This is a genomic window from Fortiea sp. LEGE XX443 (assembly GCF_015206815.1).
In the GTDB taxonomy this organism is placed as follows: Bacteria; Cyanobacteriota; Cyanobacteriia; order Cyanobacteriales; family Nostocaceae; genus Nostoc_B.
This window is the reverse complement of the sequence record NZ_JADEXZ010000061.1, coordinates 1-25,172: the sequence shown is the minus strand read 5'-3', so window position 1 is coordinate 25,172 and position 25,172 is coordinate 1. Positions and strand designations below refer to the sequence as shown.

16 protein-coding genes are annotated in these 25,172 nt (G+C 39.5%); 8 read left to right on the top strand and 8 right to left on the bottom strand.

Annotated features, from left to right (window positions below):
* Window positions 1-210: 210 nt before the first annotated feature.
* A complete protein-coding gene (locus IQ259_RS19970) occupies window positions 211-1,602 on the bottom strand; it encodes a malic enzyme-like NAD(P)-binding protein (protein ID WP_193887744.1) in 1,392 nt (463 codons plus the stop codon).
* 209 nt (window positions 1,603-1,811) lie between these two features.
* A complete protein-coding gene (gene psbA / locus IQ259_RS19965; RefSeq protein WP_193887754.1) occupies window positions 1,812-2,894 on the bottom strand; it encodes a photosystem II q(b) protein in 1,083 nt (360 codons plus the stop codon).
* 555 nt (window positions 2,895-3,449) lie between these two features.
* Here psbA and IQ259_RS19960 point away from each other — a divergent pair.
* Entirely contained in the window at window positions 3,450-3,872 is a 423-nt protein-coding gene (locus IQ259_RS19960) for a peptidoglycan-binding protein (RefSeq protein ID WP_193887743.1), read from the top strand.
* 177 nt (window positions 3,873-4,049) lie between these two features.
* On the opposite strand, the gene IQ259_RS19955 is transcribed toward IQ259_RS19960, so the two are convergent.
* From IQ259_RS19955 to IQ259_RS19945, 3 genes are all read right to left on the bottom strand, one after another.
* A complete protein-coding gene (locus IQ259_RS19955; RefSeq protein WP_193887742.1) occupies window positions 4,050-7,130 on the bottom strand; it encodes an ATP-binding protein in 3,081 nt (1,026 codons plus the stop codon).
* A 342-nt stretch (window positions 7,131-7,472) separates the two neighbouring features.
* On the bottom strand, window positions 7,473-8,159 hold the full coding sequence (locus IQ259_RS19950; RefSeq protein WP_193887741.1) for a response regulator transcription factor: 687 nt from the start codon (window positions 8,157-8,159) through the stop codon (window positions 7,473-7,475).
* Window positions 8,140-9,258: a sensor histidine kinase KdpD gene (locus tag IQ259_RS19945; RefSeq protein WP_193887740.1), complete on the bottom strand. Its 1,119-nt coding sequence runs from the start codon at window positions 9,256-9,258 to the stop codon at window positions 8,140-8,142. Before IQ259_RS19945 ends, IQ259_RS19950 begins: the two co-directional genes overlap by 20 nt.
* A 262-nt stretch (window positions 9,259-9,520) precedes the next feature.
* Here IQ259_RS19945 and IQ259_RS19940 point away from each other — a divergent pair, with 262 nt between their 5' ends.
* The 5 genes from IQ259_RS19940 to kdpC all read left to right on the top strand — a co-directional run bounded on the left by IQ259_RS19940 (window position 9,521) and on the right by kdpC (window position 14,622).
* On the top strand, window positions 9,521-9,808 hold the full coding sequence (locus tag IQ259_RS19940; protein ID WP_193887739.1) for a hypothetical protein: 288 nt from the start codon (window positions 9,521-9,523) through the stop codon (window positions 9,806-9,808).
* 15 nt (window positions 9,809-9,823) lie between these two features.
* Window positions 9,824-11,506 carry a potassium-transporting ATPase subunit KdpA gene (gene kdpA, locus IQ259_RS19935; protein ID WP_193887738.1) on the top strand — a complete coding sequence of 561 codons (1,683 nt, stop codon included), beginning with the start codon at window positions 9,824-9,826 and terminating at the stop codon, window positions 11,504-11,506.
* Between the two features lie 162 nt (window positions 11,507-11,668).
* Window positions 11,669-13,738, top strand: coding sequence for a potassium-transporting ATPase subunit KdpB (gene kdpB / locus IQ259_RS19930; RefSeq protein WP_193887737.1), 2,070 nt, complete (start codon window positions 11,669-11,671; stop codon window positions 13,736-13,738).
* A gap of 87 nt (window positions 13,739-13,825) precedes the next feature.
* Window positions 13,826-14,032: a potassium-transporting ATPase subunit F gene (locus IQ259_RS19925; RefSeq protein ID WP_193887736.1), complete on the top strand. Its 207-nt coding sequence runs from the start codon at window positions 13,826-13,828 to the stop codon at window positions 14,030-14,032.
* Entirely contained in the window at window positions 14,032-14,622 is a 591-nt protein-coding gene (gene kdpC / locus IQ259_RS19920; protein ID WP_193887735.1) for a K(+)-transporting ATPase subunit C, read from the top strand. The genes IQ259_RS19925 and kdpC overlap by 1 nt, the downstream gene beginning before the upstream one ends.
* A gap of 361 nt (window positions 14,623-14,983) precedes the next feature.
* Here the strand turns inward: kdpC and IQ259_RS19915 are convergent, their stop codons facing one another.
* Entirely contained in the window at window positions 14,984-15,634 is a 651-nt protein-coding gene (locus IQ259_RS19915; protein WP_193887734.1) for a transaldolase family protein, read from the bottom strand.
* 346 nt (window positions 15,635-15,980) lie between these two features.
* Here IQ259_RS19915 and IQ259_RS19910 point away from each other — a divergent pair, with 346 nt between their 5' ends.
* Window positions 15,981-17,378 (top strand): amidohydrolase, encoded by a 1,398-nt coding sequence (locus IQ259_RS19910; RefSeq protein ID WP_193887733.1) that lies wholly within the window; start codon window positions 15,981-15,983, stop codon window positions 17,376-17,378.
* Between the two features lie 102 nt (window positions 17,379-17,480).
* On the opposite strand, the gene IQ259_RS19905 is transcribed toward IQ259_RS19910, so the two are convergent.
* A complete protein-coding gene (locus IQ259_RS19905) occupies window positions 17,481-22,862 on the bottom strand; it encodes an ATP-binding sensor histidine kinase (RefSeq protein WP_193887732.1) in 5,382 nt (1,793 codons plus the stop codon).
* A gap of 199 nt (window positions 22,863-23,061) precedes the next feature.
* Here IQ259_RS19905 and IQ259_RS19900 point away from each other — a divergent pair, with 199 nt between their 5' ends.
* Window positions 23,062-24,270: a NupC/NupG family nucleoside CNT transporter gene (locus IQ259_RS19900; RefSeq protein WP_193887753.1), complete on the top strand. Its 1,209-nt coding sequence runs from the start codon at window positions 23,062-23,064 to the stop codon at window positions 24,268-24,270.
* Between the two features lie 8 nt (window positions 24,271-24,278).
* Here IQ259_RS19900 and IQ259_RS19895 read toward each other — a convergent pair whose 3' ends face one another.
* Complete coding sequence (locus IQ259_RS19895) at window positions 24,279-24,740, bottom strand: hypothetical protein (protein WP_193887731.1); 462 nt, start codon at window positions 24,738-24,740, stop codon at window positions 24,279-24,281.
* Window positions 24,741-25,172: the final 432 nt, after the last annotated feature.

Genomic DNA, 25,172 nt, shown 5'->3' with positions numbered 1-25,172 from the left:
TAATACTTCGGCTACGCTCAGTACAAGTTCGTAATTCGTAATTAAGAAACTCTGGTTTTGTCTGGGTTGTGGGATTTGAATGCGTTGCCTAATTTTAGAGAATTAGTATAACCTATTACCTATCACCTGTAACCTGTAACCTATCACCTGTAACCTGTAACCTATCACCTTTTTGTATGGGACAGGAGAGATACCTATCCCACAAGATGATCAACTCTTGGCAATACCTTCTTCACGGGCGGCTCTTTGTACAGCCGCAGCTACAGCCGGGGCGACGCGCACATCAAATACAGAAGGAATAATATGTTCTGGATTCAAGTCGGCTGGGTTGACCAAAGAGGCGATCGCACTTGCAGCTTCTAAATACATTGTGGTAGTAATTGTCTGGGCGCGACAATCTAAAGCCCCCCGAAATACTCCCGGAAAAGCCAGAACATTATTGATTTGATTGGGGTAATCACTGCGTCCTGTCGCCATTACCGCCACATCTTTGCTCACTAATTCTGGTTGAATTTCTGGTATCGGATTAGCCATTGCAAACACAATCGAGTCTTTTGCCATTCCTTGCACCATTTCTGGGGTTAATACTCCCGGTGCGCTGACACCAATAAATACATCTGCACCTTGCATTGCACCAGCTAAAGTACCTTGAGCTTTGACGGCGAATTCTTGCTTTTCTTCTGTCAAGTCGGTGCGGCTAGTTGAAAGAATACCCTTGGAGTCACACATCAAAATTGTTTGCGCCCCAGCTTTACGGAGTAACCGCGCGATCGCTACACCCGCCGCACCCGCGCCATTAATTACAATGCGGATGTCAGCCATTGACTTGTGGACTAATTTAAGAGCATTGTATAACGCTGCTAAAGTCACAATTGCTGTACCATGTTGGTCATCGTGGAAGACGGGAATATCTAATTCCTGACGTAATCTCTGTTCAATTTCAAAGCAGCGTGGCGCAGCAATATCTTCTAAATTCACACCACCAAACACAGGTGCAATATGCTTAACAGCCTGAACAATTTCGTCTGTATTTTGAGTTGCTAAACAGATGGGAAAAGCATCAATTCCCGCAAATTCTTTGAATAGCATGGCTTTACCTTCCATGACTGGTAAAGCCGCCGCTGGGCCGAGATTGCCTAATCCCAAAACAGCACTACCATCTGTGACAATGGCAACGGTGTTTTGTTTAATTGTGAGGTGATAAACTTCCTCTGGGTTTTGGGCGATCGCTTTACAAATCCTTCCCACCCCAGGAGTATAAGCCATTGCTAAATCAGAGACACTTCTGAGGGCGATGCGGCTGGCGATGCTAATTTTGCCACCACGGTGTAAGTTAAATGTGCGATCATACACATCTAGCACTTTGATGTGCGGTAGTTCTTTGATTGCTTGGACGATAGTTTCAGCGTGTTCTGTACTTGCAGCATCAACAGTAATATCGCGGATAGATTCTTGACGAGTTTGCTCAATTAAATCTATTTGACCAAGATTACCACCACTGGAAGCGATCGCCTGTGTCACCAATGCCAACATTCCCACACGATTGGGAATCTGCAAACGTAGAGTCAAACTAAAACTAGAATTAGGAGTTAGGTCTGCCATTGTGATTTTGGAATAGTAAATTTTAGATCATATATTGAATCGCTTAGTAAAAATCTAGACTAAAGCTAAAATCTAAAACTTACCTGATTTAAATTAAGAAGCGATCGCATTAATTCCCAATCAATGCGATCGCTCTAATTTTGGTTCCGTTTTACATTCAGAATCTTACTTGATGCCTCTGCTTGATGAATATACAAATGCAACAGCAATTAACCGTGAATTGCTGGAGTTTGCCAAGCCGCAGGTACAGCATCACCCATCGCTAAATCTAGCGGAAAGTTGTGTGCATTGCGTTCGTGCATCACTTCAATACCCAGGTTAGCGCGGTTGAGAATATCCGCCCATGTATTAATCACACGTCCTTGGGAATCAATCACAGATTGATTAAAGTTAAACCCGTTGAGGTTAAACGCCATTGTGCTGATACCCAAAGCTGTTAACCAAATACCCACCACAGGCCAAGCAGCTAAAAAGAAGTGCAAAGAACGGGAATTATTAAAACTGGCATATTGCCAAATTAATCGCCCAAAGTAACCATGCGCCGCAACAATGCTATAAGTTTCTTGTTCCTGTCCAAACTTATAGCCGTAGTTGAGAGATTCCGATTCTGTTGTCTCTCTAACTAACGAAGAAGTCACCAAAGAACCGTGCATCGCACAGAACAAAGCACCACCGAACACCGCCGCCACACCAAATTGATGAAACGGGTGCATCAAAATATTATGCTCGGCTTGGAACACCAACATGAAATTAAAAGTACCGCTGATACTCAAAGGCATCCCATCCGAAAAACTACCTTGACCAATGGGGTAAATTAAGAAAACAGAAGTTGCAGCCGCTACAGGTGCAGAGTAAGCAACACAAATCCAAGGACGCATCCCCAGACGATAGCTTAACTCCCATTGGCGACCGAGCCAACAAAAGATGCCAATGAGAAAATGCAGAATAATTAACTGATAAGGGCCGCCGTTGTAAAGCCATTCATCCATTGATGCAGCATCCCAAATTGGATAAAAGTGCAAACCAATGGCGTTAGATGTTGGTACAACAGCACCAGTTATGATGTTATTGCCGTATAGCAAAGAACCAGAAACTGGTTCGCGGATGCCGTCAATATCGACGGGAGGCGCAGCAATAAAAGCGATAACAAAACAGACAGTAGCAGTTAACAAGGTAGGAATCATTAACACACCAAACCAGCCAATATAAAGCCGATTATCAGTGCTAGTTATCCATTCACAAAACTTTGCCCAGAGGTTATCGCTTTCGCCTCTTTTAAGAATTGTGGTCATGACTGTAGTATTTATAAAGTACCAACAACAAATTCTCTCAATTACCAAGAATTGAGTATCATGCTGTTTTAAAGACTTTGCCAAATACCTTCTCCCCATTCGCCGGCAATCTCAATTTACTGCCTCACACCAAGCATCATGGTCATAACTTTCCCCAGGGAGATGGTTTAATCAAAGGGGAATTTTTTCCGGCTCTATAAGATCCGTTTTTACATTAACTATTTGTATTTTTCAATAAAGTAAAATTAACTTTTGCTAATTTCTGGTAATAAAATCTCAGTGCGATTTTGAGTAAGTATTCAACTAATGTCAACAAATAATTGTATTTTCTGGTGAAAGTCTTGCTAGTCCGGTCATTCAAGATTTATACTAGTTTTCTTCTTGGTATATAACTCCACTTGTTTTTAGTCGGCTTGAGGGTCAGTTGCTACCCATCAATTATTTGTTCAATTAGGAATCTCATCAATTGCTTGTGTAGCTATGGAATGTTAATGGATAAAACCCTATTACCCAGTAATTAAATCTTGAAACAGTAGTATCTGGAGCTTTACTAATATGATTACCTACACCAATGCTCAATTTCGCTCTATTTTATTTGGACTGGGATATTTAGCTCAAGATTTTGCTGCTGTGGCGAAGGGGTTTCCGGTTACTAAAGATAATTCTCCTTTAACAGCTATTAAAACTATACAAGCAGTCAAAAACTTTCAGGCAGATTATGGACTTCAGGTGGATGGTGTAGTAGGGCCAAAAACGATGGCGAAAGCTGAAGAAGTTATGAGAATTCTGCAATATGAGTTGAATGTAGTTGTCAAAGCAGACTTACCAAAAGATCATCCCTTCTATGGGCCAAAAACTTTAGCAGGCGTTAAGAAGTTTGCAGCACAATATTCTGCTGATAATAATCTGCATATGGCTGGTGTAGCCACTTTAGAAATACGTAAAAATCTTGATAGAGTAGCAAAAGAATTAGCTTAAAGCTACGGTGTATACACAATTCTCTTAATCAGCAATGTGAATGTATCGCCTTGCAATCTTAATGTATTGCCGCGCAATCTTAATGTATTGCCTTACAATCTTTAAGTAGCGCTCTGCAATGTGAATGTGTTGCTCTACAATCTTAATTAGGGCTTACGCATTGGTAAACGAAATATTTCATGAGATTAAACTAGCGATCGCTTCTACTAATTCTTCGGGATCTACTGGTTTGGATAAGTGTCTTTGAAAACCTGCTGCTAGAGCTTGTTTTCGATTAGATTCTCCAGCGTAAGCAGTCAATGCGATCGCGGGGATTTGTCCGCCTTGTTCTTGTGTCCAAGTTCTCACCTGACGGATAAACGTATAACCGTCCATTTCTGGCATAGCAATATCACACACTATAATATCTGGCTGAGATTGTGGGAAAACTTTTAATGCCTCAATGGCAGATGGGGTTGCTGTCACTTCTGCACCATACTGCTGAATTATGAAAACCAGTAGTTCTCGTGTATCTTGCTCATCTTCAATCACCAACACCCGCACACCGCGCAAGTTTAACGATTTTTTGGATAAAGTTTTATTTTGATTGATTTGTGGAACTGTAGTAATTATTGGTAATTTGACTGTAAAGGTGGCTCCTTGGTTTTCTCCAAGGCTATCGGCGTGAACTGTGCCACCGTGCATTTCGACAACATGACGCACAATTGCTAATCCTAATCCTAGTCCGCCAAACTTGCGAGTTGTGGCACTATCAGCTTGGCGGAAGGTTTCAAATACGTAAGGTAAAAACTCTGGTGTAATGCCTTTGCCTGTGTCACTGACTTGAATTTGAGCATAGGTATTAGTGGACTCTAATTTGATTTTTACTTCGCCGCCAATTGGGGTAAACTTCACTGCATTAGCAAGCAAATTCCAGACTACCTGTTGCAGACGATTAGGATCACCCAGAAATGGCTGGACTTCAGGTGCTATCTCGGTGTGAATTTGAATCGATTTAGCTTCCGCTGCTAACCTGACTGTTTCTTTAGCAGAAGCAATAGTTACAGCTAAATCAACCTGAGAAATATTCAGGGTTAATTTGCCTTGGAGGATGCGAGATATTTCTAATAAATCGCCGATTAGTTGAGTTTGTAATTTAGCATTGCGTTCGATTGTTTCCAACGCGATCGCTTTTTTCTCTTCATCCAGTTGGCGACTGCGTAACAATGTTACCCAGCCAAGAATCGGGTTAAGGGGTGTTCGCAATTCATGAGACAACACCGCCAAGAATTCATCTTTAATGCGGTTAGCAGTTTCGGCGGCTTCTCGCGCAGCTTGTTCTCGGACTAGTAATTTTTCGCGCTCTACTTCAGCTTGTTTGCGGCCGCTAATATCACGGGATATAGTAATTACCCCTGCGATCGTTTGATCACGGCTATATAGGGGAGACAAAATATATTCGTAGGAATGCAATCCATTAGCGGTATTGTACTCAATATCTGCTCTGATGGGTTGCCCTGTTGCCATCACTGTTTGTCGTTGGCTGTCTACCCGACACATTCTCGTAAACATTTGTGGAGCAAAATTAATTTCTTGCCAAGTCTTACCTACCATCTCCTCTGGTTTCCACCCGAAAATGTCAGCACCGCCTTGACTCACATATTGATAACGACCATCACGATCAAAAATAAAAATATGATCTACCGAAGCAGAAAGAATTGCATCTAAGATATTGGCTTGATGTTGCACCTCGCTCATTAACTGACGTGTTTGTTCTTCGGCCTGTTTGCGTAAGCGTAGCTCTTCGTAGACATTGCTAATATTCAAAAATGCAGCTACTGCTCCTCTAGGATTACCTTGCTCATCACGTAAGGGAGCAGCATAACCAAACAAATTAAAGATACTGCCATCACTCCGCACAATATCAATTTCTGTGCCTTTGACTTCTGTGTTATGAGTGGCTGCATAGCGTAGGGGATATTCTTCTGCTGAGAGTTCCTTTCCTTCTCGCACAATTTTGTAAGATGGAGGCTGGACATCAACAGATGTATGACAAACATTAGCTTCAGACGATAAACCTAAAATTTCCGCAAATGCTGGGTTAGATTTTACCTCCTTAAATTCCATATCTTCTGTGATCAGAATTCCGATAGGAATTAACTCAAATAGAGTTTGCATATTTTGGCTAAGAGACGCGATCGCTTTCTCTCGTGCTGCGAGTGCTGCGGCCATTTCGTCAATCGCTTGCGCTAGTTGACCAACTTCTCCTGATATATGAGAAAGTCCTGTACGTGCGTTAAGTTGACCACTCCCCAAGGTTTTGGCTGTTTGCACCAAAGATTGGATCTGCTGGAGAAAAAAGATATCTCCACCTATCCAAGCCGCAATTATCGCCAAGATAGTAACTGCACCTAAACTAATTAAGTTTCTGACTAATAAACTATTAGCATTAGACAAAACTTCAGATGTGGGAATACCAATCTTGATATATTCATCAGGGTTGAGTGAATCATCGCCTAATGGGACAAAAGCAAAAATCCGAAGTACACCATCAAGGCTAGTCACTTCATAAACACCTTCTCCATCAGTTTTCATTTTTTTAAAGGCATTTGATGGTAAAGATTTGCCTATCCAATCTGGCGAATTGGGATAACGGACTAAAAGTATTCCTTTGTTGTCAACTACACTCAGCACTGAACCGCCTGGCATTTTTACTTGCGCCGCCAACTGGTTCAATTGAGCTAAATCAAGAGCAGCCACTACCACAGTTTGCACTCGCTCGTCTTGGTCTAGAACTGGGTAAGCAAAATTTATAGTGGCTTTTTTCGTGATGCGACCTACTTGATACTCACCAATTGTAAATTTCCGGTTTTGCACAGCACGTTGAAAATAACTGCGGTCTGCTGCATTTACTAAGCCAGAGTAAGGAATACCGCTGCAAATCGTGTTTCCTTGAGCATCAAGTACAGCAAAATTAGCATAAGCCGAATGTTGTTTGAGGATATCAGCCAGCAATTGATCACACACGGCAGAATTTCCCTGACGAACAACAGGCAGTTGTGCCAATATCATCAGTATTTGACGGGTTCCATCTACAACCTGTTTTTGATTATTAGCCACCAATCTCGCTAGTCGGAGGGTCTGCTGTTCCGCTTCTGCTGTAGCGGTACGTCTTTGTTCGGAAGCGGTATAAAGAATTAATCCTAATGCCGGAATAATTGCTAAAAGGACAAGAAGTACTAGGCGAGTGCGAAGTGTACTATTTAACCAAGAGCGCATTATGGTTTAGGTTGGTGTTTTGTACATGATTTTGACCCAAAATTTTAAATTGTAGATTGTGAAAACTGAGCGATCGCAGTTTTTTACAGGTTGGAGTACATCTTATATATTTTCAATGAAATCTACCAAATGACGCTAAAATTTTAACAATAAATTCTGCTTAATCAAAAACAAAGAGGGCTAAAGATTAAATACTACGGTGTATCTCATACAATTGGGAACTGTTATAAACAAATTTTTGTGCAATTCGATTGCATCACTCCGCAATTCGATTGCATCACTCCGCAATTCGATTGCATCACCCTACAAAAATGAGCGTTGTATAACTGCGGGATTGCCAAATTAGTCTCCTAGTCTTAAATCAGCTTTAATTAACCGTTTTTGTACAGCAACCACAACAGCCTGATTGCGATCGCTCACTTCTAGCTTTTGTAAAATAGCGTGGACGTGAACTCTCACTGTTCCAGGGGTAATATAAAGTATCACAGCAATTTCTTGATTAGTTTTCCCTGCTGCTAATAGTGAGAGTATTTCTTGTTCTCGTTGCGTCAAAGGGTTAAAGACTTTTGGGGTATTGTTTGAGTCAATATCAGATAGATTTGACGCAAAAGAAGAACGAATTTCTTTAGTTGCTGTTTCATCCCACCAAGAAGCCCCAGCCGCCACAGAACGCAGCGCCAAAACTAATTTTTCCGCCGCAATTCCTTTGAGACAATAGCCTTGAGCGCCTGCGTCAATTAACCGTGCAATCAAAGATTTTTGGGAATGAGAAGTTAGCGCTAAGATTGGCAACTGGGGATATTGCTGTTTAATGTGTTTACAAGCTTCAATACCACCAATACCCGGTAATCCTACATCTAACAGCACCACATCAAGAGGATGCTGTCCTACTAACTCCATTGCGGTTTCGCCGTCTTCAGCCTCAGCCATAATTTCTAGCCCAGCTTCTTGTTGCAACCGCACGCGCAAGCCCAAGCGAAAAAGTTCATCATCCTCAACCAAGAGAATTTTAATCGGAGTAGCAGGCATCTGATGCAGTTAGAGGAAAAGGATAAACAGGGAGCTTAAAAGCAAACATCGCTCCTGTAGGCACTCTGTTCTCTGCCCAGATTATACCGCCGTGAGCAGCAATAATTTGCCGAGATAAATAAAGCCCTAATCCAGAACCTTTAGCTTGGCGCTCACTGTGTCCTTGGTAAAACTGCTCGAATAAATAAGGAAACTGTTCTGGTTGAATACCTGCACCCGTATCTAAAATTTTCACTACTTGGTTAGCTGCTTGTGTTTCTAAAACAACTTCCACGCGATCGCCTCGTCGAGAATGGTTGATGGCATTGACTAACAAATTGCTAAACACTCGTTGTAGTTGCAGCGCATCACCTTTCACCCATAATGCCCGCCGCCAATCAGATTCACCATAATTCAACGAAATATACACGCGACGATTTGCGGCTAATTCTGTCAGAGTATTAGCCACTTCTTCTGCCACAGTAGTTAAATCCACAGATGCTAAATCTAGCTTTAAACCTTCGATATCGTTGCGATAAACATCCAACAACGTTTCCAACAGTTGCAGTGAAGTTTGATGACTGCGAGCCATCGTTGCTAAAACTTGCTGCTGGGTTGGAGAGACTACACCAAATTTTTCTTGTTTAAAAGCTTTGAGGGTTTCTATTGCTCCCAGTAGCGGCGTTTTTAAATCGTGAGTGAGTGTAGAAGCAAAATCTTCTCGGACTCTGGCTAATTCTTCTTGGGATTCCAGTTTAGTGCGGGTAATAGCGATCGCTTCTTGAGAACGACGCAGGCGATCGCTTAACAAACCTGTAACGATTAATGCCATTGCGGCGATCGTTCGACTCGCCACAGTAGAGACTTTAATAATATCGTCTCCCGGAGCCACCAGATTTAACATAGTTAAGCATACAGCAACTAAAGTTATCCAAAAAGTGGCAACTCTTCCCAACCAAGAGTTGGCTAATAAAATCGGGCCAGTATACAAATACCCAAATACATATTCATTTGGTGTAGAAAACTCTAGCAAAAAAACTATTATAAATAGCCAACTAATTAGTAAAGACTTACCCAAAGGTGATTCTTTTTTAGGTAATTTAGCTTTCAAAGATGCCATTTATCAAACAAAGATTATTATGCAGTTTGCTGAAAATTTCAAAACTTATATTTTATCCATCTTATCATAATAATTAAATTCAAGTCACCGTTTAGTTTGGCTAAACGCTTGAGATATATTCCCCTAAACACTACATATAAAAAAATAAATTCTACTTTATATCTAACTAATACTTGTATTGATTAAGGAATTAATTAATTATTAGAGTTAGCCAAATTCAAACAATCAATTTGAATTACTGTTTTCACTAACAAGCAATGCTATGGATATAGCTTTAACCAGCGTCAAAATCAGCATAAATAGCTGCCATTGCGGCATAGTAATCAGCCGCTTACAACTACCAGATAAATGCTTTATTATCGGCATTATTAGAAATAATCAAGTTATTTCAGCCAATACAGAAACCCTGATTTTTTGTGAAGACTATGTATTGGCTACAGCCTTAAATCCAGCTTTGATTCCTGCACTCAAACTTGTGCTTAACAAAAAGCATCCAATTCACTACTCACACCCAGAGTGTTTAATAAAAAACACAAAAATAACTTATTAGGAGCTTTACTAACTTATGTTACAAGGATCGATGCAAATTGCTTTAATATTACTCCTTATTATTGCAACTACTCCCTTATTAGGCAGATACATAGCTCAAGTTTTCATGGAGGAAGAAACACCACTTGATGCTGTCATTAATCCTTTAGAACAAGTTATTTATACCTTGAGTGCAGTGCGAAAAGATCACATGACTGGCTGGCAATATGTCACAGCAGTTTTATACAGCAATTTAGTCATGGGGATTTTAGTATTTATCATCCTCATGCTGCAAGGATGGTTGCCGCTCAATCCTACAGGGCTAGGTGCGCCAAGTTGGGATTTAGCATTGCACACTACCCTTTCTTTTCTCACCAACACAGACCAACAGCACTACTCTGGTGAAACAACTTTAAGTTACGCCAGTCAAACCTTTGCACTGGGTTTTTTAATGTTTACCTCAGCCGCAACAGGCTTGGCAGTAGGAATTACTTTTATTCGCGGTTTAACTGGTAGACCTTTAGGCAACTTTTATAGCGACCTAATCAAATCAATCACCCGAATTTTATTACCCATGTCCATCATCGGGGGAATATTATTAATTGTCGCAGGTGTACCAGAAACTTTAGCCAGCCCAGCAAAAGCAACCACCTTAGAAGGTGTAACTCAAATAATTGCCCGTGGCCCAGTCGCCCACTTCGAGATTATTAAACAAATTGGCGAAAATGGTGGCGGTTTCTTTGGAATTAACTCAGCCCACCCCTTTGAAAATCCCAATGGTTTTTCTAACTTGTTAGAAACTTGGGCAATGATTTCCATTCCTTCAGCACTGATTTACACCTATGGCATATTTGCTAACAACCGTAAACAAGCTTGGTTAGTGTTTTGGATGGTGTTTATCATCTTTGTTTGCTTAGTAGGTATTGCCGTAGTAGGTGAATTTCAAGGAAATCCCCAAGTTAATGCTTTGCTAGGAGGACAGCAACCCAACTTAGAAGGTAAAGAAGTGCGATTTGGTTGGGCGCAAACAGCACTCTGGGCAGTTATGACTACTGCAACCATGTGTGGTGCAGTTAACGGAATGCACGATTCTTTAATGCCATCTGGCGGGTTTGCCACTCTTTTTAATATGTTCTTGCAAATTATCTGGGGTGGGCAAGGAACTGGTACTGCTTATCTATTCATTTATTTAATTTTGGCAGTCTTTCTGACTGGCTTAATGGTGGGACGCACCCCAGAGTTTTTAGGACGGAAAATCGAAAAAAAAGAAATCGTCCTTGCCAGTGTTGTCTTACTAGTTCATCCTTTTGCCATCCTCATTCCTTGGGCAATTGTCTTTGGTTTTCCCGATACTCTATCAGGCATCAGTAACCCAGGTTTTCATGGAGTTTCCCAAGTAGTTTACGAATATACTTCAGCCGCAGCTAATAACGGTTCTGGTTTTGAAGGTTTAGGAGATAACACCTTATGGTGGAACCTCAGCACCAGTGTCAGTATTTTAGCCGGACGTTACATCCCCATTATTGCTTTGTTGTTGCTGGCAGATAGTATGTCACGTAAGCAACCTGTTCCCATGACTTCCGGTACTCTCAGAACTGATACTAAACTTTTTACCGGAGTTACAAGCGGCGTGATTTTAATTCTTGGTGTACTTACCTTTTTCCCTGTACTTGTCTTAGGCCCTTTGGCAGAAGCATTTTTAATTTCTCGCGGTGGATGAATAATAAACTTTTAATCTTTTTGCACTCTTCTTTACGACTTTCTATCAGCTTTTATACCAATTCTCTAAAATTAGGCAACACATTCAAACCCCACAACCCAGACCAAATCAGAGTTTCTTAATTACGAATTACGAATTACGAATTACGAATTAGTATTACTTATGAAACTATCTACCAAAACTCGACAAGAACGTAAACATACACCCAAAGCCAAACACACTGGAATATATACACGGGCATTTAAACAAGCATTTGTTAAGTTGCACCCGCATAATATGCTTAAAAATCCGGTGATGTTTGTAGTTTGGTTAGGTACAATCATCACAGCAATGGTGACAATTGAACCTAATTTATTTGGCGCTACTTCTGGAGAAAATCCCCGCATATTTAATGGTTTAATTACTCTAATTTTGTTTTTTACCATTGTCTTTGCTAACTTTGCCGAAGCTGTCGCCGAAGGAAGAGGTAAAGCTCAAGCTGATGCGTTACGCGCTACTAAATCTGATACCAAAGCCAGAAAATTACTTCCTGATGCTTCTATTCAAGAGGTGAGTTCCACAGCTTTACGTCGTGGCGACCAAATTAAAGTAATTGCTGGTGATATTATCCCCGCTGATGGAGAAGTAATTGGGGGCGTGGCTTCTGTGGATGAGTCTGCTATTACTGGAGAATCTGCCCCGGTATTGAAGGAACCGGGAACAGATATTGCAAGTTCCGTCACTGGAGGAACTCGCATTATTTCTGATGAATTAATCATTCGTGTAACATCTGACCCTGGTAAAGGCTTTATTGACCGGATGATTGCTTTAGTAGAAGGTGCAGCCCGCAGCAAAACCCCTAATGAAATTGCTTTAACAGTATTGCTGGCAGTGTTGACACAGGTATTTTTAGTAGTAATTGCCACATTGCCAACGGTATCGGTTTACGTCAAGTCACCTGTGAGTATTGCTGTATTGATTGCCTTACTGGTGGCGTTGATTCCGACTACTATTGGCGGGTTATTAAGTGCGATTGGGATTGCTGGGATGGATAGAGTTGCTCAGTTTAATGTGATTGCTACTTCTGGGCGTGCGGTGGAAGCTTGCGGCGATGTCAACACTTTAGTCTTAGATAAAACTGGAACTATTACCTTGGGAAACCGATTAGCAGAGGAATTTATTCCTCTTAACGGCCATAGTTTAGATGAGGTAGCAAAAGTTGCTTTAGCATCTAGTATTTTTGATGAAACACCAGAAGGTAAATCTATTGTCAAACTAGCAGAGAAATTAGGAGCTAGATTAGATTGCGATCGCACTACAGCAGAAGGTATAGAATTTTCTGCTAAAACTCGAATGAGTGGCACTAATTTACCTGATGGGGTGGAAATTCGTAAAGGTGCTGTAGATGCAATTAAAGGTTTTGTTCGCTCTCGCAATGGACAATTAACACCTGAACTTGATGCAGTTTTTGAGCGTATTTCCAAATTGGGTGGAACTCCTTTAGCACTTTGCCAAAATGGTGTTATTTATGGGGTAATTTACCTCAAAGACATTATTAAACCAGGTATTCAAGAAAGATTTGCCCAAATGCGGCGGATGGGAATTAAAACCATCATGTTAACGGGAGATAACCGCATCACCGCCTCTGTGATTGCTGAAGAATCGGGAGTTGATGAATTTATCGCTGAAGCTACTCCCGAAGACAAAATTGAAGTAATTCGCCAAGAACAAGCCCAAGGTAAATTAGTAGCAATGACGGGAGATGGTACTAATGATGCTCCGGCTTTAGCTCAAGCAAATGTAGGCGTAGCGATGAATTCTGGTACTCAAGCAGCAAAGGAAGCTGCTAATATGGTAGACCTAGATTCTGACCCTACAAAATTAATTGATATCGTTACCATTGGCAAACAGTTATTAATTACTCGTGGCGCACTTACCACGTTTTCTATTGCTAATGATGTCGCCAAGTATTTTGCAATTATTCCTGCTATCTTTTCAGGGATTGGTGTTGGTGGCCTTAACATTATGGGTTTGGCTAGTCCTCAATCTGCTGTTTTATCAGCTTTGATATATAACGCTTTAATTATTCCTGCACTCATCCCTTTAGCACTGACTGGTGTTAAATTTCGACCACTCACCGCTGATCAACTTTTACAACGAAATATTTTTATTTATGGGTTGGGTGGTGTAATTGCTCCGTTTATTGCCATCAAAATAATTGACGTTCTCATTGCATCTGTAGGGCTGGTTTAAGTAATACAAGATGGGGATGCGGGGATTGATTTGTTCCGAACTCTGTTTTCTTTTGCATTTGCTTCTATAAACTTCGGCATTTTATTGATGAAAGACTTCTCTAGAAACAACGAAATTCCTCTTTCTTTATTTTTACTGCTGTGTTTTAACGCCATATTAGCGCCAGCAGTTCAAGCACTTACACCAGGAGAATTACCCCGCACTACTTCTTACGCTATTGGGTTGTTAGCATTAGCTACTTTTGGTGTGTGCGTTTATTTATTTGTTGTCATTTTTCAACCGGAGAAATTCTAATGAGTCAGCTACGTCAAATTAATAAAGCTGTTCGTTCTACTTTGACTTTGTGGCTGTTAACAGCGTTCATTTATCCTTTATTTATGCTAGTCTGCGGACAGATAGCATTACCTTTTCAAGCTAATGGTAGTTTAATCACTAACAATTTAGGCACAGTTGTAGGTTCGGCATTAATCGGACAACCTTTTACGAGCGATCGCTATTTTTGGAGTCGCCCTAGTGCTATTGATTACAGCACTAACCCAGACGTTGTTACTACAGGTACTTCAGGCGCTAGTAATCTGGCTCCCAGTAATCCTCAACTGTTGAAGCGCATTCAAGGGGAAGTTACACGACTAAAACAAAGTAATATTCAGCCTACATCTGATTTAGTTTATACTTCTGGTTCTGGTTTAGATCCACACATTAGTGTTGCAGCTGCTCAAGGACAAGTGCAACGTATCGCCACTGCACGGCGTATTGAGTCTAATCAAATTCAAACGCTGATTAATCAAAATATTGATGGTAGATTTCTTGGTATTTTTGGCGAACCTGGAGTTAATGTCTTAAAGTTAAACATGGCATTAGATGCTTTGCAGCCAAATAAGTAATTTAGTAGTTTCTCCACTGTGACTGACGGAGGGATGCGAGGATGGCGAGAATTTTTAGTCTAGCAACGTTTTTTTGATAGATTACTAGACTTTCTCTGTGGTGTTTCCATTACTGTGCTATCTCAAGGCAACCTCCTGCAATGTTAGTGCATCGGCTGCAATGCTATTGCATCAGGCTGCAATGTTAGTGCATCGCCTGCAATGTTAGTGCATCGCTTGCAATGTTAGTGCATCGCCTGCAATGTTAGTGCATCGGCTTGCAATGTTAGTGCATCGGCTTACTTAACGTATGTAGATTTTTGAGAGACTGAGATCCCCGACTTTTTTAAAAGTCGGGGATTTGTTCACGAATGATTGAGGACTATTCAGCGGCTGGCTGTACAATTCCGCGTCCATTGTCGGCAAATTCATCAATAGTTTGCAGTGAGAGTTCATGATTAGTCATGGACTGTAACATCGCTAAAGGTAAAGTCAGATGATGAGCGCCAGCTTGTAGGGATGCGACGGCTTCTTGAGGAGATTTGATGCTGGCTGCCATAATTTCTGTATTGCTACCTGCTAAGACACTTGCCATCTCGCGCACTAAAGCCACACCATCACCTAATAGTCTAGTGGCTCGATTAACGTAAGCGATCGCATATTTTGCTCCGGCTTCTTGAGAGACGGCTGCTTGTGCTGCACTATATATGGCTGTAACTGCACAAGAAATTTCTGGCGCTAGTGCAGCCACTACCTGAAAGCCAACCAAAGACGCGGGAATTTTTAAGACAGTTTGCTGTCCAATCAGTTGAAATGCAGTCTGTCCTTCTGCTACCATCTCTTCAAACTCAGATGCCATTAACTGATAAAACACTGGCCCTGTAGTTAATTCTGCTAATTGTTTGAGTATAGTTTCTACTGGTAAATCGCTTTTAGCTAATAAAGTTGGGTTAGTGGTGATACCTTTTACCCATCCTAATTCTTTAGCAGCTTTAGCTTCCGCTGCGATCGCTGAGTCCAGAAATAAGCTCACTTGTTTATTTTCCTGAATGTGTTATCGCTGGCATCATACCAATTTTAGATTTAAGATTTTAGTTTTTACAATTTATAGCTAAATTGACCAAAACTAGGGTGTAGGGTATTGGGTGTGGGGTGTAGTGAAAAATTAGCCCCGCACAAGGCATAAAACCGAGTGGAATCGTAAACATCCCGCAGGGAACGTCAGAGAAAAAATCCTTGTATGCCAAGAAGTAGTGATGCGATCGCTTTCCTAAAGTGTGAGGCAAAATTTTTGCGCTTCAAATGTTACCTTTTAAATTGAATTTTGTAACTCAAATGCTACTCATAAAATAGCTAAAACGTAATCATAGAGGTCAATCGTGCATTTTACTATTAAAAATGTCTTAATTCCCACCGATGATGCTTATGCAACTACAGATGTGCAGGTTGTGGAGGGTATAATCTCTGCCATTGCACCTGATCTTGATGTTGTTGGGACAGCAATTAACGGTGAACACAAACTGCTACTACCTGGTTTTTTCAACGCCCACACCCATTCTTCCGAAATGTGGCAACGGGGAATTATGTCTATTTTGCCATTAGAATTATGGCTGGCGGAACTGTATGATTTTGCCCCTCTCGACACCGAAAAAGTTTATCTCAGCGCTTTAGGAACGGCGGTGGAAACTTTGCTTTCTGGTGGTACGAGTGTGGTAGATCATCTGGTGTTAATTCCGGGACAAGAATTGGAAACCATCGCTACCGCAGTTCGCGCTTACCAAGAAGTAGGAATTCGGGCTTTTGTCGCGCCTTTGATTCAAGATGAATCCCTCACCGCAGGTATTCCCTCTGGGGAGAGTGAACAAAATCATCAACCTTATTTTCGCTCGATGGCGGACACCCTAGCAATTATTGAAGAAGCGGTGAGACAGTTTCATCGCCCAGAAGAGGGGGTGAGTATTTTAGTTGCACCCACGGGGATTCAGTTGTGCAGTGATGCTTTATTTAGTGGATGTATTGAGTTAAGCGATCGCTATAATTTATGTCGTCACTCTCATTTGCTGGAAACAAAAGCCCAAGAAAAACTCGCCCAAGAAAAGTATGGTTGTAGTGCTGTCGAACATTTAAAAAGAATTGGGTATTTAGGCGATCGCACTTCTCTTGCCCATTGTGTTTGGTTAAATGATACTGATATTGAAATCCTCGCCGCAACTCAATCGACAGTTGTTCATAACCCTTTAAGTAATTTGCGTTTAGGCAGTGGTATTGCCCCAATTTTAAAATATCGCCAAGCTGGGGTAAATGTGACTTTTGGTTGTGATGGTGCTTCGAGTAATGACTCTCAAGACTTATTAGAAGCAATCAAGATTGGTTCTATTCTGCACAACGTCACAGATATAGATTATCAATATTGGATTACACCCCGACAATCTGTAGAAATGGCAGCTTTAGGAGGTGCTAAAGGATTGAATATGGGAGATAAATTAGGTTCCCTTACTGTTGGGAAACAAGCTGATTTAGTTCTTTATAACTTGACAAGTTTATCATTACTGCCCCGTACAGACCCCATCGGTTTATTAGTTTTAGGACGGCCTACCAATGCTGTTGATAGTGCATGGGTAAATGGTAAACAAGTAGTAGTCGATGGAAAAATAACTACTACTAATGTAGATGAATTGCGACAAGAATTATTTAACCGCAGTCAGTGGGATACTCAGCGTAAGTCGCAAACTGTGGCAGAAATTGAGGCTCATTATCGCACTGTGATGGGGCTGTAAAACTTTAGCTAAATTCTACAATAATACAGAATATGGTAATGTTTGAGCGTCCAGTTAATGCGTGAGGCAATTGAGCAAGGCTGTGAGCAGGTTGATATCTATTTAAATTGGTAATTTTATGATAAACTCTGAACCCTCGCCCTGTACAGAGTTTACCTCTAAAATACCGCTATGTTTTTCCACAATAATTTGACGAGCGATCGCTAATCCTAACCCTGTACCTTTACCTACAGATTTAGTGGTGAATAAATGGTCAAAAATCTTGTTTTTGACATCATCTGGTATCCCCATACCATTATCAATAATCTGAATCACAACCTGAGATTTATCATCACTTAAACTAGTCTGAATTACAATTTGATTTGGTTGCAGAGCAATCTCGTAAAATTGTCGCCCTATATTAGATTCTTCTAACGCGTCAATGGCGTTGGCGAGCAAATTCATAAATACTTGGTTGAGTTGTCCAGGGAAGCATTCAACTTGGGGAATATCACCGTAGTTTTTGACAACATTAATTTCTGGACGATTTTCTGATGGTTTTAAACGATGTTTGAGAATTAAGATTGTACTGTCGATACCTTCGTGAAGATTATAAGCTGTTTTATATTCTGTATCTAATCGAGAAAAAGTTCGCAAACCAGCACTAATTTTACGAATGCGATCAACACCCAATTTCATAGAAGAAATTAGTTTTGGTAGGTCTTCACGTAAATATTCTAAGTCAACTGCGGCAATTTCTTCGGCAATTTCTTCGCCAGGTTCGGGGAATTTTTGCTGATAGAGGTCGAGGATATGAAATAAATCTTCTACTAACTCTACAGCAGGTTGAATATTACCAGCAATAAATCCTACAGGATTATTAATTTCGTGAGCTACACCTGCAACTAAGTTACCCAAAGCTGACATTTTTTCACTTTGGATAAGTTGGAGTTGCATTTGCTGTAATTCTGTGAGGGATTGGGATAATTTTTGAGAATCATCTTGAGACTGCTGGTAGAGACGAGCATTTTCTAAGGATATTGCAGCTTGAGAACAGAGTAACTTGATAATTGTCAGGCGATCGCTGGTGAATGCTTTTAACATTAGATTATTTTCTAAATACAAAATGCCAATCAATTTACCTTGATGCAAGATTGGTGTACACAATAAACTTTTAGGTTTGTGATAAATAATATAAGCATCAGCCGCGAAGTTATTTTCTTGAGTCGCGTTATCAATTACCAAAGATGTTCCGGTATGTTTAACGTAGTTAATTACAGTTTGAGGCACATCTTGGCTTAACTCAATGGGGATAGATTGCAAGATATTTGGTAATTTATTAACTGTAGCGATCGCCTCAATTACCCAAATATTTTCTTTTAATAAAATCAGCACAGCTTTTTCTGCACCGACATTCTCCATTAACACTTGCATGAGAGTAGTTAGCAGTTTATCTTGTTCAATTTCACTAGAAACTGCTTGCGAAGCTTTAAGCACAGTATCTAAATCTAAGGCTTGTGAAATGCTGCTATTACTAGAAGAATCAGTTGTAGCACTACTAAACGTAGAGCGAGTGATTCTGCTTATATTAGAAAAAGTATCCTTAGGATTAAAATTAATTTTTTCCCACTGAAGTATGGGAGCTAGTAAATTTGAATAGCGTTGTTCTAAATCTTCGATTTTAGCTTTTGCACCCCAGAGTGCATAGCAGTAGTAAGCATTTGTTAGGTAAATTTGGGCAATTTGCTCTCTATCCCACTCTAAATAAAATTGGGCAGCGATTTCATGAATTAGAGCTTCTTCTTGAATATATTCGTTTTCTTTCGCTTGGGCGATCGCGCGATCGTAAAGTTCAGCAGCTTGCCAATATCGCCCCAGCACTCGCAGTTTTTCTGCTTCTACTAAATTATAGCGATGCTGATTATTCATTGGCGCGTTTTCTGCCCAGAATTTCATTCTTTCTTGGTTTGCTTCAACTTGCTCTAGATACTTTTGTTTTTCCTTGATATCTGCTTGAAAATAATTTGCTAATAAAGCCAATGAATGATAAAAATTGAGAATCACAACTTGCATAAAACCAAAAGCAGAACCGGCTTGTTCATTGGCTAGTTTGACTTGTTTTATTGCCTGAGCATAATCTCTAAATTGGTAAAGCAGAATTGTTTTGGCGACATAAAAAATAAATAGTACCGTACCACTTTTAGCTACAATTAAATGCGGTATTATTTGCAATTCATTAAAACTTTCTCCCACTAATAAATATTTATCTGGAGATAACCCTTGTAAATTTAAACCTAGTTGTCGCCATATTTGCGAAAAATGGATAGGAATTTCTTGCTTAATTTTAATGCAAATATCTATGTAGTTTGCTTGCTGTGTAACAGCAGATTCTAAGTTATTACCTGAAAAAAAGAGATAACTGCACAGATTAGCAGCAGAATATCCTCCCCACTCAATATCTCCAGTCTCTAACCCACTCTGTACTGCTTCTTGCAAGGGTTGAACACTATGTTTTGCATGTTCTTTCCAGGTTCTAATATTAGAATTATATAAATTATAAACTTTGGCTTTTAATTCCTTGGCTGCAAATTTATCCAAGAGTTTTAAAGCGATATTACCAGCATTATAGCCGCCAGTTAATTGACCAATACCAGATAGTAATAATCCATAAAAACAGTATGCAAAAGCAGATAATTTTGAATTACCATGCTCAAGACAAAGATTTACCATCGTAATGATCACTTGAGGAAAGATTTCTGGTTTAGCCATGAAAACAGGGGCGCAGAGAATTTTTAAAATCTCCATTGCTGCTAGTTTATCTGGATCTGTCATCACCAAAAAGTTATCTATATCAGACAGTTCTGGTAATTCAACTACTAAGCTTTCATCACTAGTCAAATTCACCAGAGGAATCTCTAATTTCTCTAAAATTTGTAGTCCAATTTCTACTGCTTGTACCATTTGCAATTGGGCAATGCAAATTTGCATTTGCAGTTCATATACTTTAACTTGCTCAACCAGTGTTTTGGTATTTTGTAGGGCAATTTCAGTTAGTTCTATAGCTCTGGCAAAGTTAATATTTAAATATTCAGATTCTGCGGTTTCAATATATAATTTCAAAGTTAAATCATACTGCTCCTGCCAACTATCAGCCTCTAGCAATGCTAAAGCAGTATTGAGATATTTCACTGCTGTCTCATATGCTGTGGCGGACTTAGCTTTGTTTCCTGCACTCAAATTGAGTTGAGCTAGTTTGTTTTTTTCTACTTTGTCAGTAATTAAATCTGCTCCCATATTTAGCTGATTAACTATGGAGAAGAGGTTTTCATTTTCTTCAATATTGGGAGTATTTTTTAACAGAATTTGACCAATTTTAAGATGCGTTGATTTTTTTTGTTCTTCAGGAATCAGAAAGTAGGCAGCCTGTTGTACTCTATCATGAAGAAATCTATAAGTTGGGGATTGGCAAAATTCCCATTCACTGGCTATTAGTTCTTCGTGATCGTGAAAGAATTTATAAACTTCACTAGTAGGAATAATTAATTCCTCTTGCAATGCTTTCCATAAATCATTCGCAGTTTCTAATAGAGATTTTTCGTAAACAATAGCTAGATTTCCTAAATCAAATTGATTACCAATACAGGCTGCTAATTTCAATACTTCTAAAGTGGCTGATGGTAATTTTTGTAGTTGTGTTGCCAGAAATTCAACTATATCATCAGTTAATGCTAAGGCTTTGACTTGAGCAATATCACATTGCCAATAACCTGCATCAAAGTTAAAGCTAATTAATTTTTCTTCATGGAGAAATCTTAAAAATTGATGAGTAAATAAAGGATTACCTCTGGTTTTTTGGTAGACGAATTTTGTCAAAAGAAAAGCAACCTCTAAAGAGCAATTTAGAGTATCGGCAATTAGATAATTTAAATCTGTTTGCTGAAGCGTATCTAAATTAATCTTATTAATTTCAATATCATTTTTTTTGATCTCTGCTAACGTCAACATCAAAGGATGTGTAGTTGAAACTTCATTATTTCTGTAAGCCCCAATTAATAATAAATAACCAGTATCTGCATTGCTGATTAATAGTTTAATCAATTTGAGAGATGCTGAGTCTGCCCATTGTAAGTCATCCAAAAAAATTACTAAGGGATGGTCTTTAGTAGTAAAAACTTTGATAAATCTATGCAATAGTAAATCAAAGCGATTTTGGGCAGCATTTCCTGATAATTCCGGGACTGGGGGTTGTTGTCCAATAATTTTTTCTAGCTCAGGAATGACATCAATAATGACTTGTGCATTCTCTCCTAATGCTTGCATTATTTGACTTTGCCAATGTTGCAACTGCGTATCACTTTCACTAAGTAATTGTTCAATTAAATCGCGGAAAGCTTGCACAAAGGCTGAAAAGGGAATATTGCGTTGAAATTGGTCATATTTACCTTGAATAAAATAACCACGCTGCCGCACAATGGGTTTATGAACTTCTTTGACAACGGCTGTTTTACCAATACCAGAAAACCCGGCGACTAGCATCATTTCGGTGTTACCTTTGGCTACTCGCTCGAAAGCGGCTAGTAAGGTTTTGACTTCGGTTTGTCGTCCATACAGTTTTTCGGGAATCTGGAAGCGATCGCAAATATCCCGCACTCCTAATCTAAAATCTTTAACAGTGCCAGTTTTTTGCCATTGACGCTGGCACATTTCTAAGTCATACTTTAACCCCAAAGCACTTTGATAGCGATCTTCAGCATTTTTCGCCATCAGTTTGCTAATAATATCCGAAACCATTGAGGGAATTTCTGGATTTAAACTTTCAACTTTTGGCGGCATTTTTGCCAAATGACAGTAAACTAACTCCATTGCATCTTGACAACAAAATGGCAGTTTTCCAGTGAGAAGTTCAAAAAAGGTGACACCCAAGGAATAAAAATCACTGCGGTAGTCAATAGCACGATTTGTCCGTCCAGTTTGTTCGGGTGACAAATACGCCAATGTTCCTTCTAAAATGTTTGGACTAGTAAGGCTTTGAGTTTCTCGTTTTAGTAAAGACGCAATACTAAAATCAATGAGTTTTACTTCTTTGGTGCTGGGGTTAATTAAAATATTTGCTGGCTTAATATCTTTATGAATAACTCGATGGCGATATAATCTACCCAGTATGGAAACAATTTGAATGGCAATGTTAAAAAAGCTTGATAAATTAAGAGTATATTTAGCAGTATATTCTTGCAAAGAAATAGCGCCTAAGTCTTCCATGACTAAGGCATAGCTATTTTGATAAGTTTCTAAACTATAAGTTTTGACAATGCCATCAATATCAAGATTTTTAGTAATTGTGTACTGATTACGAAATCTTACGAGTTCGTGAAAGGTGGGATAGTCTCGCCGTAATAGTTTAATAATGACTGGTTGTTGATCTAATTCCCTAATACCACGATGTACTAAGGTATTAGAACCTGAATAAATTAGCTCGTTCACACGATAACCACTTAATGTCAACATAATTTTTTACAAATAAATTTATTTTTTGTGATTTATGATCAGTAATTTCCATTTTGAAATTTTATTTAACTTTGCGATCGCTATTTTTCCTAATACTCACTTAAAAATTTATTAATTAACTACAAAAAACTTAAAAAAGCCACGTTTTTATGTATGCTTGATGACCAAGTATTATATCTGTGCATTTTCGGAAGTCAATATGGAACGTGCTGTTTCCCTCCTGGGAATATTAGTGTTTATGGGGATATCTTACGCTTTATCTGTCGAACGTCAAGCAGTTCGTTGGCGGACAGTTGTTTGGGGTTTGGGTTTAGAGTTTATCTTTGCGTTGCTGATTTTGAAAACACCGTGGGGTTTAAATGTATTCAAATCTTTAGGAGATATTGTCAGCAATTTTTTAGCTTTTTCAGATGTCGGCGCTAAATTTGTCTTTGGAGAGAATTTTAAGGATCATTTATTTGCCTTTCAAGTACTGCCAACCATTATCTTCTTTTCTGCCTTTATTAGTGTTTTATACTACTATGGAATTTTGCAGCGCGTCGTGAATATACTAGCATGGTTAATGATCAAGACAATGAAAACATCAGGTTCTGAGTCTTTATCCTGTGCAGGTAACATCTTTTTGGGGCCGACAGAATCTGTGCTGATGGTGAAACCTTATGTAGAAAATATGACACTATCAGAAATCCATGCTGTAATGACTGGAGGCTTTGCGACTATTGCGGGTGGTGTATTAGGCGCGTACCTTTCCTTTGGTATTCCTCCAGAACACCTAATTGCTGCTTTTTTTATGACTGCCCCCATATCATTAGTTGTATCAAAAATTATGTACCCAGAAACAGAAGTTTCTGAGACAGTGGGTAAAGCCAAAATAGATATAGAAACCAACTACGTCAACGTCATTGATGCTGCTACTACGGGAGCCATTGACGGCGTAAAATTGGCAGTTAACGTCGGGGTGATGATTATTGCCTTTTTAGGATTACTGGCTGCTTTAAATGCGCTGTTGGGGTGGTTTGGTTCCCTTGTGAATTTGCCGCAGTTATCTTTGCAGTTAATATTGTCTTTTGTCATGGCTCCCGTGGCTTGGTTGATGGGTGTACCGTGGAATGATTGCCAACAAGTAGGAGCGCTGTTAGGGACAAAGACAATTTTGAATGAGTTTATTGCTTTCTTAGATTTAAAGCAATTAATTGAAAGCGGTAAAATTTCCCAACGTGCAGTAATTATTGCTACTTACGCATTATGCAATTTTGCTAATATCGGCTCTATTGGCATTACTATTGGTGGACTGACGGGGATGGCTCCCCATCGTCAGCATGATTTTGCTCGTTTGGGAGTGAAGACAATGATTGGCGGATTATTAGCAAGTTTTATTACCGCTTGTATTGCCGGAATATTAATCTGAAAATCGAACTATTTTTTTAATCTCTCGACATAACCTAATCTCCAATTTTGCGGTTGTTTCAACTCACCTCCCTTACCTTGAATAATCAGCCAAAGAGCAAGACGAGTGTTTAAATATCCCCTGATAATCTGATTTTTTGGCTGCGGATAAAGCCCTGGAACTAAATAACTAGTAACATTTAAAAGTTGTCCACAGTAAGTTTTTTTTCCCGGCAAAGTGATGGTAACAAAACCATCAATTCTATACTTGGGTGGAATAACAAATGTTCCATAAACCTGATGCTGTCCACCCCAAGGCTTAACTACCAGTTCCACAGGATTAAGGTAAGATTTTTGACTTGTTGATGTAGCCGCAGTGTATTTCCATTTATCGCAACTCACTATCGGAGGTAGGTCTGAGAACACAGAAAAGCCAACAATACTGGCTAAAGCGAGAAAAAATAGTAAATAAAAAAATTGATATTTTCGCACTGCTCAGATATTTAGACTACTTCTTTTTGGTTATATTTTAGCAAGTTAAGAAATTTAGCGATCGCATACCTCTCAGTGTGCGATCGTCGTGCTTGTGCTTTGGCGACAATATACCTTATATAATTGATGCGATCGTACAACTACCAAGCTCACAATTAAAATACTCAACAGATAAGTTTTAAAGCTTTGGGTGCAGGGATTTTTTTGCTGCTGACAGTGCTGTTTAAGGGACTTCCAGAGAATAAAGTATACAACTTATGAAAATGATAATCATTCTGGTGGCGGGAAGGGAAAGGTTGCCGTTAGCAACCTTTCCCTTCCCTTTTTGTAGTAAATTCAATGATGATTCGATTTTGGATGTGCATAGGTGTCAATGGAATTAACAGATTCACTAAAGCATTTGTTGAAGGAAACTGCACAGCAATTAAAAGG